The sequence below is a fragment of the Miniphocaeibacter halophilus genome, from assembly GCF_016458825.1.
In the GTDB taxonomy this organism is placed as follows: Bacteria; Bacillota; Clostridia; order Tissierellales; family Peptoniphilaceae; genus Miniphocaeibacter; species Miniphocaeibacter halophilus.
The window spans coordinates 1,748,177-1,764,371 of record NZ_CP066744.1; the positions used below are offsets into that span (position 1 = coordinate 1,748,177).

General features: G+C 29.2%; 19 protein-coding genes, 1 tRNA gene, 1 pseudogene and 1 other annotated feature. Of the genes and pseudogenes, 8 read left to right on the forward strand and 13 right to left on the reverse strand.

Going from position 1 to position 16,195, the window contains the following annotated elements:
* Window positions 1-384 carry a lactoylglutathione lyase gene (gene gloA / locus JFY71_RS08625; RefSeq protein ID WP_243660405.1) on the forward strand — a complete coding sequence of 128 codons (384 nt, stop codon included), beginning with the start codon at window positions 1-3 and terminating at the stop codon, window positions 382-384.
* An 84-nt stretch (window positions 385-468) separates the two neighbouring features.
* Window positions 469-1,876: pseudogene (locus tag JFY71_RS08630) on the forward strand (IS3 family transposase).
* A 196-nt stretch (window positions 1,877-2,072) separates the two neighbouring features.
* On the opposite strand, the gene JFY71_RS08635 reads toward JFY71_RS08630, so the two are convergent.
* From JFY71_RS08635 to JFY71_RS08670, 9 genes are all read right to left on the reverse strand, one after another.
* Window positions 2,073-3,437 carry a citrate synthase gene (locus JFY71_RS08635; protein WP_263457725.1) on the reverse strand — a complete coding sequence of 455 codons (1,365 nt, stop codon included), beginning with the start codon at window positions 3,435-3,437 and terminating at the stop codon, window positions 2,073-2,075.
* A 10-nt stretch (window positions 3,438-3,447) separates the two neighbouring features.
* Window positions 3,448-4,443 (reverse strand): isocitrate/isopropylmalate dehydrogenase family protein, encoded by a 996-nt coding sequence (locus JFY71_RS08640; protein ID WP_243660406.1) that lies wholly within the window; start codon window positions 4,441-4,443, stop codon window positions 3,448-3,450.
* 1 nt (window position 4,444) lies between these two features.
* The gene (locus JFY71_RS08645) at window positions 4,445-6,376 is read right to left on the reverse strand and encodes an aconitate hydratase (RefSeq protein ID WP_275955179.1); all 1,932 of its coding nucleotides are present in this window, start codon (window positions 6,374-6,376) and stop codon (window positions 4,445-4,447) included.
* A 128-nt stretch (window positions 6,377-6,504) separates the two neighbouring features.
* Window positions 6,505-6,627: a hypothetical protein gene (locus JFY71_RS12050; RefSeq protein WP_263457726.1), complete on the reverse strand. Its 123-nt coding sequence runs from the start codon at window positions 6,625-6,627 to the stop codon at window positions 6,505-6,507.
* Between the two features lie 171 nt (window positions 6,628-6,798).
* A complete protein-coding gene (locus tag JFY71_RS08650) occupies window positions 6,799-6,939 on the reverse strand; it encodes a hypothetical protein (protein WP_243660408.1) in 141 nt (46 codons plus the stop codon).
* A 157-nt stretch (window positions 6,940-7,096) separates the two neighbouring features.
* Entirely contained in the window at window positions 7,097-7,276 is a 180-nt protein-coding gene (locus JFY71_RS08655) for a hypothetical protein (RefSeq protein ID WP_243660409.1), read from the reverse strand.
* A 206-nt stretch (window positions 7,277-7,482) separates the two neighbouring features.
* Window positions 7,483-7,644, reverse strand: a complete 162-nt coding sequence (locus JFY71_RS08660; RefSeq protein WP_243660410.1) for a hypothetical protein — start codon at window positions 7,642-7,644, stop codon at window positions 7,483-7,485.
* Window positions 7,645-7,791: 147 nt separating this feature from the next.
* Window positions 7,792-7,968, reverse strand: coding sequence for a hypothetical protein (locus tag JFY71_RS08665; RefSeq protein WP_243660411.1), 177 nt, complete (start codon window positions 7,966-7,968; stop codon window positions 7,792-7,794).
* Window positions 7,969-8,099: 131 nt separating this feature from the next.
* Window positions 8,100-8,175 (reverse strand) — tRNA-Thr (locus JFY71_RS08670).
* Between the two features lie 112 nt (window positions 8,176-8,287).
* Window positions 8,288-8,519 (forward strand) — a binding site (T-box leader).
* A gap of 134 nt (window positions 8,520-8,653) precedes the next feature.
* Between JFY71_RS08670 and JFY71_RS08675 the strand changes: the two genes are divergently transcribed.
* A complete protein-coding gene (locus tag JFY71_RS08675) occupies window positions 8,654-9,163 on the forward strand; it encodes a tryptophan transporter (RefSeq protein WP_243660412.1) in 510 nt (169 codons plus the stop codon).
* Window positions 9,164-9,191: 28 nt separating this feature from the next.
* Here the strand turns inward: JFY71_RS08675 and JFY71_RS08680 are convergent, their stop codons facing one another.
* Genes JFY71_RS08680 through JFY71_RS08695 form a run of 4 tightly spaced genes read right to left on the reverse strand, consistent with a single transcriptional unit; the run spans window position 9,192 to window position 11,905 of the window.
* Window positions 9,192-9,716, reverse strand: a complete 525-nt coding sequence (locus JFY71_RS08680; protein WP_243660413.1) for an NYN domain-containing protein — start codon at window positions 9,714-9,716, stop codon at window positions 9,192-9,194.
* On the reverse strand, window positions 9,703-10,440 hold the full coding sequence (gene rlmB / locus JFY71_RS08685; RefSeq protein ID WP_243660414.1) for a 23S rRNA (guanosine(2251)-2'-O)-methyltransferase RlmB: 738 nt from the start codon (window positions 10,438-10,440) through the stop codon (window positions 9,703-9,705). Before rlmB ends, JFY71_RS08680 begins: the two co-directional genes overlap by 14 nt.
* Window positions 10,440-11,285, reverse strand: a complete 846-nt coding sequence (locus JFY71_RS08690) for an aldo/keto reductase (protein ID WP_243660415.1) — start codon at window positions 11,283-11,285, stop codon at window positions 10,440-10,442. The genes rlmB and JFY71_RS08690 overlap by 1 nt, the downstream gene beginning before the upstream one ends.
* Window positions 11,285-11,905, reverse strand: a complete 621-nt coding sequence (locus tag JFY71_RS08695) for a DsbA family oxidoreductase (RefSeq protein WP_243660416.1) — start codon at window positions 11,903-11,905, stop codon at window positions 11,285-11,287. The genes JFY71_RS08690 and JFY71_RS08695 overlap by 1 nt, the downstream gene beginning before the upstream one ends.
* A 303-nt stretch (window positions 11,906-12,208) precedes the next feature.
* Here JFY71_RS08695 and JFY71_RS08700 point away from each other — a divergent pair, with 303 nt between their 5' ends.
* Genes JFY71_RS08700 through JFY71_RS08720 form a run of 5 tightly spaced genes read left to right on the forward strand, consistent with a single transcriptional unit; the run spans window position 12,209 to window position 16,187 of the window.
* On the forward strand, window positions 12,209-12,709 hold the full coding sequence (locus JFY71_RS08700) for a phosphatidylglycerophosphatase A family protein (protein WP_243660417.1): 501 nt from the start codon (window positions 12,209-12,211) through the stop codon (window positions 12,707-12,709).
* Complete coding sequence (locus JFY71_RS08705; protein WP_243660418.1) at window positions 12,709-13,326, forward strand: ribonuclease H1 domain-containing protein; 618 nt, start codon at window positions 12,709-12,711, stop codon at window positions 13,324-13,326. Before JFY71_RS08700 ends, JFY71_RS08705 begins: the two co-directional genes overlap by 1 nt.
* Before the next feature lie 12 nt (window positions 13,327-13,338).
* On the forward strand, window positions 13,339-14,703 hold the full coding sequence (gene trkA / locus JFY71_RS08710) for a Trk system potassium transporter TrkA (protein WP_243660419.1): 1,365 nt from the start codon (window positions 13,339-13,341) through the stop codon (window positions 14,701-14,703).
* Window positions 14,704-14,736: 33 nt separating this feature from the next.
* The gene (locus JFY71_RS08715; RefSeq protein ID WP_243660420.1) at window positions 14,737-15,642 is read left to right on the forward strand and encodes a potassium transporter TrkG; all 906 of its coding nucleotides are present in this window, start codon (window positions 14,737-14,739) and stop codon (window positions 15,640-15,642) included.
* Window positions 15,555-16,187 carry a potassium transporter TrkG gene (locus JFY71_RS08720; protein ID WP_243660421.1) on the forward strand — a complete coding sequence of 211 codons (633 nt, stop codon included), beginning with the start codon at window positions 15,555-15,557 and terminating at the stop codon, window positions 16,185-16,187. The genes JFY71_RS08715 and JFY71_RS08720 overlap by 88 nt, the downstream gene beginning before the upstream one ends.
* The last annotated feature ends 8 nt before the right edge of the window (window positions 16,188-16,195 follow it).

The window sequence follows — 16,195 nt, forward strand, 5'->3', positions numbered from 1 at the left end:
ATGAAAATGAAGGCAATTCATACATGTATAAGAGTTTATGATTTAGAGAAATCTATAGAGTTTTATGAGAAAGCTTTAGGCTTAAAGGTAAGAGAAAGAAAAGACTATCCGGAAGATAAGTTTAGTCTAGTATATTTAGGTGATGAAGAAAGTGGTCATGAAATAGAATTAACCTATAATGTTGGCCATGAACCATACGATTTAGGTAATGGTTATAGTCATATTGCTTATGAAGTTGAAGATTTAGAAAAAGCTCATGAAGAACATAAAAAAATGGGTTATAAGGTAACAGAATTAAGCGGTTTATCAGATTCAAATATACCTAAATTTTATTTTATTACAGATCCTGACGGATATGATATTGAAATAGTAAGAAAAAAATAAAAAATAAAAGTACTGTATATAAATAAATGTACCGCCCCCCAAAAGTTAGACCAAAAATCTAACGATTAGGAGGTCGGTTTTTCAATGGCGAAATATAGTTTTGAATTTAAACTAAAAGTAGTAGAGGAATATTTAGATGGCTTGGGAGGATACAAATATTTAGCTAAAAAATATAATATTCCAAGTTTTACGACAGTATGTACCTGGATACAAGCGTATAAAGAATTTGGAGAAACAGGGTTATTAAGAAAACGACAAAATGATAAATATACTTTAGATTTTAAATTAAATATGATAGAGTCTTACCTAACTACAGAGACCTCTTATCATGAACTAGCAACCAATTTCGGAATAAATAATCCATCATTAATAGCAGGGTGGGTATCAAAGTTTAGAAAATTGGGAAAAGAAGGTCTCGTAAAACAACAAGGGAGACCCTCTAAAATGAAAGCTAAAGACAATAAAAACAATAAAATTTCTCAGATAAATAAAAATGATGCTGACAGAATTAAAGAACTAGAACAACAAGTTTTAGCTCTGAAAATAGAGAATGAATATTTAAAAGAATTGAGGAGATTGCGTCTAAAGGAAAGTCAAAAAAAGAACAAATCGCAAGAATAATACACAATCTCCGAGGATCATTTAAATTAAAAGATATTCTTGCAGTGCTTAAATTTCCAAAATCAACATATATGTATTGGCAAAAAAGATTTAATAGAGATAGTCTGGATAAAAAATAGAAAAAGAAATTTTAACGATAAGAGAAAAACATGAAAACTTTGGATATAGAAGAATTTATGGTGAACTTAAAAAACTAGGATTGAAGATAAATAAAAAGAAGGTACAGAGACTTGTACAAAAACTTAAACTTCAAGTAATATCATTTACTAGAAAAAGTAGAAAATATAGTTCATACAAAGGTAAAGTTGGTAAAATAGCAAAAAACAAACTAAATAGACGATTTAACACCAGTATAATTCATCAAAAAATAACCACAGACGCAACAGAATTCAAATACTATAAACGTGACAAGAATTGAAATCCTCAAATTAAAAAGTTGTATTTTGATCCATTTATTTACTTATGTAACTTGGAGATATTAAGCTATGGAATATCTGAAAGACCATCAACAGAGAATATAATGGTTTCTCTGAAAGAAACTATTAAAATAACATCTGATTGTAAGTATAGAAGAACATTTCATTCAGACCAAGGTTGGGCGTATCAGATGAAAGCCTATGTAAAAAAGCTAAGGGAAAACAGAATAATACAAAGTATGTCTAGAAAAGGTAATTGTTTAGACAACTCACCAATAGAAAATTTCTTTGGAATAATGAAGCAAGAAATGTATTATGGAAAAATATATTATAGTTATGAAGAATTAGAAACAGCAATAAGAAAATATATAAAATACTATAATGAACTAAGGATAAAAGAAAGATTTGGATGGTTAAGTCCAGTAGAATATAGAAAACAATTATCTGTAGCATAGCTATGATATTATTTTGAAAGCCATAGGTCAAGAGTCGCTTCGCTTTTGCTCTTGACATAAGTCTTTCAAAATAATTAAATGAAGTTAGCTACAGCATAATAATAGAAAAACCAGAGCGATAAATCTGCTCTGGAAAAAGTCCAACTTTTTGGGGTCACCTTAAAATATATTTATACAGTACTTTTTTATTGAAAAATTATCTATCATTAATATTAGTATATTCATTTTCACCGGATATTGAAATATAACCAGGACGCATAATTTTTTCATCTCTTGTTTGTTCAAGTCTGTGAGCACACCAACCTGCTATTCGTGATACGGCAAAAATTGGAGTATACAGCTCCGGTTCAATTCCTAACATTTCATAAACCAATCCAGCATAAAGGTCAACATTGGCACATATTTCAAATTCAGGACCCTTTCTAGCTTTAAATTTACTAATCGTTAAATTTTCAATATTTTCAAGTAGTTCAAACTTGTCTGAAAATCCTTTTATTTCAGCTAATTCTCTAGCTTTTTTCTTTAGGAGAACAGCTCTAGGATCTGATTTTGTATATACAGCATGACCCATTCCATAAATTAGTCCTTTTTTATTAAAGGCTTCTTTATTTAATATTTTATCAATATAGTTTGAAAGGGAATCGTAATCTTTCCAATTACAATTTTCCATAATATTATTTACCATAGCTCTAACCATAATATTGGCACCGCCATGTTTTGGTCCTTTTAAGGAACCAATTGCTGTAGCAATAGCTGAATAGGTATCTGTTCCTGTAGAAGATACAACATGAGTTGCAAAGGCAGAGTTATTTCCACCACCATGTTCTGCGTGAACTACTAAACATAGGTCTAGAAGTCTAGCCTCTTCCTTTGTAAATTTACTGTCAGGTCTTAACATATGCAAAATATTTTCAGCTATTGAACAATTGCTTAAAGGTCTGTGTAAAACAAGAGAATCATTATCGTAATAATGTTTTTTTGCCTTATAGGAATAAACCATTAATATTGGTAATTTTGCAATTAAACTTAAAGATTGTTTAAAAGTATTAAGAAGTGAAATATCTTCTGCATTCTTATCGTAAGTGTATAGGGTTAGAACTTGTTTTTGCAACATATTCATAATATTATTACTAGGATATTTAATTATATGATCCTCTTTATAAAATTTTGGAAATTCTATGTTGTAACTAATAACCCTATTAAATTCTTCTAAGGCATCTTTTGTTGGTAATGTACCAAGTAATAAAAGAAATGCCGTTTCTTCAAATCCAAATCTATCATCTTTTTGGAAACCATTAACTAAATCCGTTAATCTAATACCTCTATAGAATAATTTACCATCTATTGGTACCTTTATTCCATCCTTTATTTCATATCCAACTACACTAGCTATATTGGTAATACCGACTAAAACACCAGTACCATTAGAGTTTCTTAAACCTCTTTTAATATTATATTTTGTATATAGTGAAGGATCAATATAACTATTGTCATCAAGTGTTTTTAAAAAATCTTGTTCTATTTCAACAATCGATTTGCCTTGAGAATTATTTACAACCATAGAACCCCTCCTAAAGATTAGAGATTATAGCATCGGTAAATTCTTCTGTTGATTTATTTCCACCTAAATCTCTTGTAAAGTTATTTTTATCACTTAAAGTTTTATCTACTGCATTTTTTATTCTTGTAGCTGCTTCAATTTCACCTAAATATTCCAACATTAAACATCCACTTAAAATTAATGCTGTTGGATTGGCAATGTTTTTTCCAGCTATATCAGGAGCAGAACCATGAACAGGTTCAAAAATTGCAATATCTTTTCCAATATTAGCTCCCGGTATTAATCCGAGACCGCCAACAAGACCGGCACAAAGGTCTGACAGAATATCTCCATAGAGATTTTCAGTTAAAATCAGCTTATATCTTTCAGGGTACATTACAAGTTGCATAGCCATATTGTCAACTAGGACTTCTTCTAACTTAATTCCAGGGTAATTTTTAGCAACTTCCCTTGCAACTTCTAAAAACAGTCCATCTGTAAATTTCATAATATTTGCCTTAGTAACTACGGTTACTTTTTCTATATTGTTTTTCTTTGCAAATTCAAAAGCTTCTTTTGCAATTCTTTCAGAGCCTTTTCGAGTGATTATCTTAATACTTTTAGCAGTATTTTCGTCTTCCATCTCTTCAATTCCCTGATAAAGATCTTCAGTATTTTCCCTAAAAATCGTAATGTCGATATTTTCAAATTTACTATCTATTTTACCTAAAGATTTTACAGGTCTAACATTTGCAAATAGATCATATTTTTTTCTTAAAAATACATTTGCCGATCTAAAGCCTGTTCCAATAGGAGTTGTCATAGGTCCTTTTATTCCAACTTTATTTTTTTCTAAACTATTAAAACAATCATCAGATATTAATTCTCCATGTTTTTCAAAATGTTTTTCTCCGGTTTGGTAAATATCCCATTGTATATTTACTTCAGCTGCTCTAAATACTTTTCTTAGAGAAGCACAGATTTCTACACCTATGCCATCTCCTTCTAACATTGTAACTCTATGCATTTTACACCTCTAATTTATTATTCTTTGCGTAATTTAAAAATCCACCATTTAATACTACTTCAATTTCTCTTGGTGATCCTTCAAATATAACAGGTATTTCTATATTTTTAGTCTTGTTGATTAAATTAATAACCTTACCATTTGTTACAGCTTCTATAGTATTATTTAATTCAAGTTCATCATACTCATCTATTTTTTCATAATCATCCTTATTTACAAAAACTAAAGGTAAGATACCGCTATTAATTAAATTGGAGCGATGAATTCTTGCAAATGATTTGGCAATAACTGCTTTTACTCCTAAGAATAGGGGAACAAGTGCAGCGTGTTCTCTTGAAGAACCTTGGCCGTAATTGTCACCACCAACTATTATTCCACCATCATTATTAACTGCCCTATCATAAAAATCATCTACTATGGTTTTAAAAGAAAATTGTGATAAATAAGGGATATTTGATCTAAATGGCAATAATTTAGCATTAGATGGACAAATATCATCTGTAGTAATATTATCTCCTGTTTTAAGGATTACTTTCTTATTAATAGTATCAGATAAGGGAACAGCTTTAGGGAATGGTTTAATATTTGGTCCCATTACAACATCTTTTCCTAAATCCTCTTCATTAGGGAATATAAAATAGTTGTCACTTTTTCCATAATTACCTGGCTCTTCAATAGTCAAATCTAAATCTAAAGTATTTGGATTAGTTAAATATCCTGTAATAGCAGAAGCAGCAGCAGTCTCCGGACTTACAAGATAAACTTCAGCATCCATAGTTCCGCTTCTTCCTTTAAAGTTTCTATTAAATGTTCTTAAACTTACTCCCTTAGATTTTGGTGCTTGTCCCATTCCAATACAAGGACCACAAGCTGATTCAAGTATTCTTGCACCTGCTTCAATAAATATTTTTAAAGCACCATTTTCACTAAGAAGTCTTAGTATATTACTTGATCCTGGAGCTATAACTAAACTTACAGATGGATCAACCTTGTTACCATCTAGGATTTTAGCAACCTTCATCATATCTGCGTAGGATGAATTTGTACAGGAACCAATTGCAACTTGGTCGACTTTTATTTTTTCATCATCAACCTTAATAACATTGTCCGGGCTATGTGGCTTAGCTGCCATTGGTACAATATCATCTAAATTAATCTCTAAAGTATTTTCATATTCTGCTTCTTCATCAGGAGATAGTTCAATATAATCCTCAGGTCTATTTTGTTTTGTTAAAAAATCCAAAGTGTTTTCATCACTTGGGAAAATAGATGTTGTTGCTCCTAATTCTGCTCCCATATTACAAATAGTTGCTCTGTCGGTAACCGATAAAGACTTTACACCAGGTCCGGTGTACTCCATAATATATCCAACTCCGCCTTTAACGGATAGTTTTTGTAATACAGTTAAAATAACATCTTTACCATTACATTTATCGCTTAACTTTCCTGTTAATTTAACATTATATACCTTAGGTACAGTTATATAATAATAGCCATTTGCCATACCAACAGCTACATCAAGTCCGCCGGCGCCTATGGCTAATGCACCTAAACCTCCAGCAGTAGGAGTATGGGAATCAGAACCGATTAAAGTAATTCCAGGTTTAGCAAATCTTTCTAATTGTACTTGGTGGCAGATACCTCCACCTGGTTTAGAATATACAAGGCCATACTTTCTAGCAGCTGTTCTTATAAATTCATGGTCATCTGCATTTTCAAAACCAGCTTGTATAGTATTGTGATCTATATATGCTACAGATAAATCCGTTTTAATTTTATCTATTCCCATAGCCTCTAATTGTAAATAAACCATAGTTCCTGTAGAGTCTTGGGTTAATGTTTGATTTAGCTTAATAGCTATTTCTTTTCCAATTTCTAAATCACCTTCAATTAGATGATCTTTAAGAATTTTGTAAACTAATGTTCCTTTCAAATTTTTCACCTCAAATATCGTTATTAAAATATAGAAATAAAGCGTTATAATAATAGGCTTTACTACAATAATGCAAAATGCACGTTTGTAAGTTTATTCTTTATATAAAATTATAAACGGCAGAAATCTTAAAAGTAACTATTTATTACTTTTTTAGCCTTGTCAAAAGAATCTTTATCCATATGTGCATAAGTTTTAGAAATCATCTCCATAGAGTTTCTGGTTAGTGTTGCTACTGTTTTTAAATCCAAACCTTGCTCTAAAAGAGCTGAAACATAGCTGTGTTTAAAGTTATGGGGAGTAAATCCTTCGTGTCTTGTATACCATAATGATTTTTTTAGAAAATTAGGGAAGTTTGAAACTCCCCAAAACTCTATTTGTTAAATCAGTATGATATTTCTTCCTAAAAACTAATATTTCCTTCACAAGTTTTCAGGAACCGGAATAACCCTATTGCCGTTTAAAGCCTTGTTTGTTTTTTGTTTCCACTTACCGTTTACTTTATAGTTAATAATCGCTTGTATACCACCGTCTTTTTCTTTGTACGTAACTTTAAAATTCATTACGTTTTCCTTTCTGATATATAAAAAATGTGGTATAATCAAGTTGCGTAACTTGGATGTATACCATACGTCTCAAAGTCCTTTGCATTGCAGTGCAGGGGGCTTTTTTAGTTTTATTTACTATAGTATTTGTTGAATTCTTTTTCGTAATTTGGTTTTATATTATACTCATCTGCTGTATCATTGAATTTTGTAACATAAAATCAATTTTATCTATAGTTGCTTTGGTGAATTTTGTTTTTACTAGCCAATTTCTACTTCCATCTGTGGTGTAACCAAAAAACACAAGAGTAATATCGCCAAGTTTAAGATTATCTTCTATAAGTAGTAAAATCATATCTATTATATCTTGATCTAATTGAATTGGTTCTAATATGTCTTTTTAGCCACAACACTTACAGATAGGAATGCATCACCGATGCTATCTTTAGCGTTGTAGATAAGAACTTCTACTTTCGCTCCTGTCCCTAGCTTTTCTTGTATTTTTATTTGTAAATCTTTCTGCATATCCACAGTTAATTCTATAACTTCAGCCTTAGTTTCTTACTCTGACTCATCCATTTCTTCTTCAATTTCATTATCCATTTCTTCAATTTGTTTTTCAGCTTCAGAAATGTCTTCTGGCTTCCCTTTTTCTACTTTACATCCTGTAAAAGTTAAAGTCAGCATTCCAATCATTACCATGACAAGTAATTTTTTCTTCATAATCAATCCTCCTAAAATTAAAATATTAAGCATATCGCTTATATACAATATTAAACTAAATATATGGTCGTTTTCAAGTATATAAACTAGAGGGTCTAGCTAACACCCTCTAATCTAATACTGCGTTATAGACTACTACTTTTCTAATTATATTAACATTATATTTTTTGGAAAAACAATATCTCTCAACCTTTCATCAGTTGAATCCGGTTTAAAAATAATATAATTTCCTGAATTAAAATATTTTTTAACAGAATATTCATATTCGTCATTGAATACTACTAGATTACCATCTTTTAAGTTATTAGGTTTTATATTTCTCAACACTCCCATATGTGATTGCTCTGTTCATAGATTCGCCATTAGCTCTCATTATATAGGATTTTACACTTTATCACAATAGTGCTTATTGTCTATTAGTATTAGATATAAAAAAAGACACCAATTGGTGTCTATGGAGCTCACTGCCGGAATTGAACCGGCGACCTCTTCCTTACCATGGAAGCGCTCTACCTACTGAGCTAAGAGAGCGAGTAAGATAATTATAACTTTTGTTGAGAAATCTGTCAATTTGAAAAAAGATATATACTATAAATTATTTTTATTGACAAAAAGAAAAATTAGACTTATAATAAAGGTTAATAATTAATCGTTGAATAGAGAGAGTAGTAAAGCTTGAATTCGTAGAGAGAAAATGGTTGGTGAAAATTTTCATGAAGAGTTTTATGAATGGGTCTATGAGATCGAAGGCGAATCATAGTAGCTGGAGGGTGTTTCTCACCTTATAGGGATAGGATATGTTAGTATCTGAAAAGAGATATGCATTTTTATATGTATAATTAGGATGGCACCGCGAGTTTACACTTGCTCCTTTATTGGAGTAAGTGTTTTTTTATTTTATATAAGAATTTTATATAATAATATATTTTAGGGGATGATTTAATGACTTGAAGAGAAAAGGTAGTAAAAACTTAAGAAAAATTCAATTAAAATTAAAAGGAGATAGATTATGAAAACAAAAGATATGATATTAGCAGCGGTTTTACTAGCTTTAGGAACAATTTTACATGCAATTACACCACCGATTTATGGAGTTACACCGGATATGTTATTGGCTACTATGTTTTTAGCTATTTTTATTGTTAAAAACTTTTCTTCAACAGTTGTAATTTCTCTAGTAGCAGGAGTATTGGCAATGTTAACTACGAAATTTCCAGGTGGTCAAATCCCTTCAATAATAGATAAGTTAGTTTCAGGAATAGTAGTATACTTTATATATAAATATATATTTAAATTTAATTTAAATACAATTAAGTCAGGAATAATTAATTTTGTAGGTACTTTCTCAAGTGGATTAGTTTTTTTAACTTTCGCAGTTTTTGTATTTACACCTTCAATGAAAGATAGTTTTTTAGTATTAGTTGGGACTGTTGTATTACCAGCTTCTATTATGAATACAGTTTTAGGAATAATATTGTCAAAATCTTTAAAATTATCTAAAAAACTAAGGAAGGCATAATATCTTATAAAGGACAAAAAAGGATTTATTAATTTAAATCCTTTTTTAATTCTTCAAGTTTACATAGATTTTCCTTGTCCATAGTTACTAGATTTTTGGAATTATAGGTTCTGGATTTAGATTCAAGACGTTTTATTTGAGTTTTTAAACCTTTGTATTCAATTAATAGTTCATTTGACGATAGTCTAGTACCACCACGGTTTAAAATTGTTTGTTGAATTAGACTGTCAGAGGTTGCTACTCTAACCCTGTCCTTTTTTCCTATTTTATCTAGTGAACGCTCTATATATTGGTCGGCTGTTTCTTTTTCTTTTGTAAAATAAACTATTATATTTTTAACTTTTTTCTCTCCAGTAGTTCTTTCACCTTTAGCAAGATAAGCATCAAATACTAAGATTATTTTTTCTTCTGATAGTGACTGATATTCTGAAAGTATATTAACTAATTCTTCTCTTGAAGCATCTAGTCCAATTTCATTTTTTATAGTATTTAAATTAGGCCAAGCATTTATTACATTATATCCATCGACAAAAAGATATTTATTTCTCTTCATTTCTCTGTCTCACTACTTCATAAAGTATGATAGCAGCAGCGTTTGAAGCGTTTAAAGAGTTAATATTTCCAAACATTGGTATTTTTATTAACTCATCACAATTTTGTTTAACGAGTTTAGTAATGCCCTTTCCTTCGTTTCCAACTACAATACCAATTGGACCTGTTAAATTAGTTTCATTATAAAAACTTTTAGCTTCTCCATCTGCACCATAAATAAAAATATTTTTAGCTTTTAAATATTTAATAGTTTCGGTTATATTTGTTACCTTAGCAATTTTTAAATAACTTGTAGCACCAGCTGAAGCTTTATGAACTACGGAATTTACTGTGGCAGATCTTCTTTTAGGGATAATAACCCCATGAGCTCCTGCAACTTCTGCTGTTCGAATAATGGCTCCTAGGTTGTGAGGATCTTCAATTTCATCTAAAATTATTATAAAAGGGTCTTCTTTTTTTTCATATGCCTCATTTAAAATATCATCAACTTGAAAATATTTGTATTCAAGAACAGCGGCTGCGACTCCTTGATGAGTTCCACCTTGGGAAATATTATCTAATTTATTCTTATCGACATATTTTATTACAATTTTATCATCTTTAGCTTTGCCTATTATTTTTTCAATAGATCCTTTTAAATTTCCCTTTTGTACATATAAAACTTCAACTTTATTGGAATTTAATAATTCTAATACAGCATTTCTACCAAAAATATATTCTGCCATTACTTCAAACCCTTTCTAATTTTAGTAAGCCACTCTTCATCATCAGGATTTTGCGAGAATCTATGATTTCTATTTAACTTATCTATTAATTTTATTTCTTCTAATTCTAAAGAAAAATCAAAAATATTTATATTTTCATTTATTCTAGATTCCTTTGTAGACTTAGGAATAATAATATGACCTTTGTCTATATGCCACCTTAATATTATTTGTGCTACTGATTTATTATATTTCTTAGCTAGCTCAACTAATATTTTTTCGTTGAACATTTCCTTACTTGCCCTGCCAAGAGGCGCCCATGCTTGAATTTTAATATTTGATTTTTTTAGATAATCCGATAGTTCTTCTTGAACTAAATAAGGATGTAGTTCTACTTGGTTAATAGAAGGTGGTATGTTTGCATGGACAAGTAATTTTTCCATATACTTTATTTGGAAATTACATACAGCAATAGATTTTAAAACTCCTTGTTCATAATAGTCCTCAAATACCTTCCATGCTTCTAAAAATCCTTCACTTGGCCAATGGATAAACATAATGTCTATTTTGTCTAAATTTAAATTATTTAAAGAATTTTCAATGGACCTTTTAGTATTATCTTTATCAAAATCGCTAGGCCATACTTTTGAGGAGACTAAAAAATGTTTTTTTAATTCAGGATTATTTTTAAAAACTTCTCCTATTAAATTTTCGTTATTATAATAGGAAGCTGTGTCTAGCATTTCATAATTTGCTTTTACTGCATATTCTATAAGATTTGTTATTTCTTGAATATTTTCAACTTTATAGGTGCCTATGCCTATTTGTGGAACCTTTAAGTTGTTATTTAAATTTACATAATTCATTATGAATTCATCTCCAATGATTGTTTTATTATATCTATATACTGCTCCTTTGTTCTAGAGCCAATAAATTTTTTACCATTTCGCAAAAGAATAGTAGGGGTACTATTAATTTTGAAGGTTGAAGCTTGGTACATATCCTTATTAATTTCTTCTAAATATTTGTTATTTTCAGTAATTTCTTTTACAGAGGAATTGTCAATATTTAACTCAGCTAAAATATCCTCTAAAACATTTATATTGCTGATGTTTTTTTGCTCTAAAAAGTATTTTTCAAATATTTTTATAATTAAACTATGATATTTTTCATTATTTTCAAAATGTTTAATTAATTTATGGGCATTAGTTGAGCTTACCATTCTTAGATTTTTGAAATCCAGTTTTATATTATCCTCTGATGCCATTTTTGTTGCTCCATAAGCCATGTTTTCAGCTTTGCTATATGGAATATTATATTTTTCACTAAGACTTTTTATATAATCCTGTTTTCCTTTTAAGTCCGGATTAAGCAGAAATGATTTAATTTCTAAATTTAAATTGTAGTTATTTTCTTCAATTATAGAAAACAATTTTTTTATTCCTAAATATGAAAAGGGACAAGTAAAATCTATCCAAATTAACATAATTAAAACCTCCAGTAATTTTCATCTTAAAGTAAATTATACCATTAATTTCTTTGAAAAAATAAAGACATATTATAAAATAGGTTTAAATGTTATTATAAGTAATGGAGCATTTTATTTAATTGTAATATAAATTTTAAAGTTTCTGTATCTAGTTAACGGTATGGCAAGCTTAAATTATTTATGAGAAAATAGTAAAGGGTCGTAGGGTATTATAGATATAGTTAGAATTTATAAATAACCTATATTAAATTTCAAATAATATTAAAAAATTTATTTTTTATTCAATAGGAGTGTAAATAAATGAGAAGTAAGATACAAACAAATCATACAATGGAAGAATTAATTAAATATACTAGGGAGGCATTACATCGTAGAGGTGTCCATATTAAAGATATTGCACAAATCGTATATAGGTTACAGGAAGACTATTTTCCGGAACTTACACTGGAGATTTGCAGGGAAAATGTTCTTGGTGTATTGAAAAAAAGAGAAGTTTGTCATGCGATTTTAACGGGAATTGCACTGGATGAATTAGCTGAAAAGGACCTAATAGATGAACCCTTAAGGACGATTATAAAAGATGATGAAGGATTATATGGAATAGATGAAATATTACCCTTATCGATTGTTAATATCTATGGTTCAATTGGGTTAACTAATTTTGGATATTTAGACAAGGAAAAAATTGGAATTATAAATGATTTAGATAAGAATAAAGGTTTAAATGAAGTAAATACTTTTTTAGATGATATTGTCGCTGCCATTGCAGCAGCTGCAGCAAGTAGATTGGCACATTCATAATGGCAAAAAAGTATTATTACGCAGTTAAGAAAGGTAAAACACCTGGAATTTACTTTAACTGGGACGACTGTAAAAAACAAGTTATTGGATTTAAAGGAGCAATATATAAAAAGTTTGAAAATATAGAAGACGCTAAAGGATTTATTTTAGAAGAAAAAGAAGTAAGTCCAAAGGAAATTACTGAGAATATAATAAGCGAAGATGAAGCTATTGCTTTTGTAGATGGTAGTTATAACGTTAAAAGTAAGGAATGTGGTTTTGGAGCAGTATTATTTACTAAGAAGGGAAAGGAAACTTTTTTCCAAGTAGTAGAAAATAAGAATTATTCTGAATATAGAAATGTTACTGGAGAGGTTTTTGGTTCTTTGTATGTAATTAATAAGGCGATTGAATACGGATTAAAAAAGATTTTCGTTCATTATGACTATACAGGTATTAGTAATTGGGCTTTAGGAAATTGGAAAACAAACAATGAATTAACAAAATACTATAAAAATCAATTTGATATTTTGAAAAATGAAATAGAAGTTGTATTTGTAAAAGTTAAGGCCCATTCTGGTGATAAATATAACGAAGAAGCGGATAAATTAGCAAAAAAAGCAGTAGGACTACTATAAATTGGAGGAATTATGAATATAATAATCGTTGGAGCAGGTAAGGTCGGCGAATATTTAAGTGAGGATTTGTCTAAGGAGGGGTACGATATAACCCTAATTGAAAAGGACAAGGAAGTGCTAGATAGAATTCTAGAGTATAACGATATTATGGGCATAGCAGGTGATGGAGCAGATACCTATGTTTTAGAAGAAGCCGGCATTGATAGGTGTGATATTTTTATAGCTGTAACAAATCAAGATGAGCTAAATATGGTAGCCTGTGTAATGGCTAAAAAATTAGGTGCAAAATATACAATATCCAGAGTTAGAAATCCTGAATATTCAAATCATGTCGATTTTATGAGTGAAACAATGAATATAGACTTAATGATTAACCCTGAACTTGAAACAGCTAGGGAAATTGTAAGAATATTGAGTTTTTCAGATGTTTTAGACGTTGAAGAATTTGCTAACGGCAAGGTAATGTTAATTTCTTTTAAATTAAGGGATAAAAGTGTCTTAAACAATATGTCTTTATTGGAAATACAAAATAAAATCAATAGAAATATTTTAGTTTGCTCAGTACTTAGAAAAGATGAAGTCTATATTCCAAATGGTGAATTTGTATTAAAAAAAGACGATATAATCTATGTACTAGGTGAAAAAGACGCTTTAACGGAATTTTTTAAATTTATAGGTAATATTAAGAAAAACAAAAATATTATGATAGTAGGAGGAGGCAGGATTTCTTTCTATTTAATTAGCAGATTAGTAAAACAAAATTACAATGTAAAGGTTATTGAAAGAAAAAAAGATGTTGCAGATCATTTGAGCTTTACCTTTCCAGATGCAGATATAATAAGAGAAGATGGAACAAATCAAGACATTTTAGAAGAAGAGCGTATTGAGAACTTTGACACCTTTATTTCAATGACCGGTATAGATGAAGAAAATATTATAGCCTCTATATTTGCTAATCAAAAGGGAGTAAAACAAACAATTACAAAGGTTGATAGAACTAGAATTTTAAAAATAATCAATTTAGAAGAAATAGGTACTACGATTTCCCCTAAAAAAGTTATTTCTGATAAAATAGTACAATTTATAAGGACAAATATTAAGTTAACAAATTCAAAAATAGAAGCCTTTCATAGAATTGCAGATGATAAAGTAGAAGCTATAGAATTTGAAATAAAATCAAGTAATTCAATATGTAATATTCCTTTAAAAGATTTGAATATAAAAAAGAATACTTTAATTTCCTTTATAATTAGAGATAAAGAAGTGATTATTCCCTACGGAAATGATATTATTAAACCTGGTGATAAAGTTGTAATTATTACACTTAATAAATCTTTTAAGGTTATAGAGGATATTATTGATTCAACTATAGTATAATATAATTTTATTATGTAAAAATATGGAGAGTTTATGAACTATAGAATATTAGGTTATATTTTAGGACAGATAATAAAAATTGAAGGTATTTTAATGGTCTTGCCTTTGATTGTAAGTATAGTCTTTAAAGAGGAATTAAACTATCAGTTAGCTTATTTAATTCCTATGATAATAATGATAATAATAGGTACTTTTTTATCTAAAAAATGTAAAAAAACAGATAGATTTTACACAAAAGAGGGGATTATAATAGCTGCTTTAGGATGGTTGCTAGTATCCCTTTTAGGAGCTCTTCCTCTATTTCTATCTGGAGACATACCAAATTTTATAGATGCTTTTTTTGAGTCGGTAAGTGGTTTTACAACTACCGGTTCAAGTATTATTACCAACTTGGATATAATATCCAAATCGAATTTGTTTTGGAGATCATTTTCGCATTTAATAGGTGGTATGGGGATTTTGGTATTTGCTCTAGCAATCTTACCTAGGGAAAATAATCAGTCATCTTTGATTATGAAGGCAGAAGTACCGGGGCCAATATTTGGCAAAGTTGCAGCAAAAGCTAGAGATAGTGCAAGGGTCCTGTATATAATTTATTTTTCAATGACCTTTGTGTTGATTATTTTACTATTATTAGGCGGAGTAAAGTTTTTTGATTCTATGTTATATGCTTTTGGAACAGCTGGAACTGGTGGATTTGGAATTTCAAATGCAGGAATAGCACACTATAATAGTGCTTATATAGAAATGGTTTTGTCCATTGGAATGATAGTATTTGGTATAAATTTTAATATTTACCATCTAATTATTGTAGGGTCAATAAAGGAAGCCTTTGACGACGAGGAATTAAAATGGTATTTAGGAATTATTGGAATTTCTATTATTTTAATATTCTTAAATATATATATGGAAATTATGATACAATATTTGAAGCTATAAGAAATATTTTCTTTACAGTATCTTCTACCATTACTACTACAGGATTTACAATAGTTGATTACGATAAATGGCCTTTATTTTCAAAAGTTATAATTTTATTTTTAACATTTGTTGGTGGATGTGCAGGATCAACAGCTGGAGGGTTAAAGATTTTTAGAGTAGTTGTGTACATAAAATCCAGTATTGCACAATTTGCAAAATCAGCAAATCCCAACAGAGTAAAATTAATTAGAATTAATAAAAGAAGACTAGGAGATGATGCAAAGGAAAATATTTTAAATTATTTGGCAATATATGTAATAATATTTGTAATAATATTTTTTATTGTAAGCTTATCATTTGATGATTTTCTAACATCGTTTAGTGCTGTTGCTACAACCTTTAATAATGTTGGTCCAGGTTTAGGAAAAGTAGGACCGACCTTAAACTTTGCTAATATTAGTTATTTAAACAAAATTGTTTTATCGATTAGTATGTTAGCAGGAAGACTGGAAATAATACCAATTCTAGTGTTGTTTTCGCCTAGAACTTGGAAAAAAACATAGGAGGATTT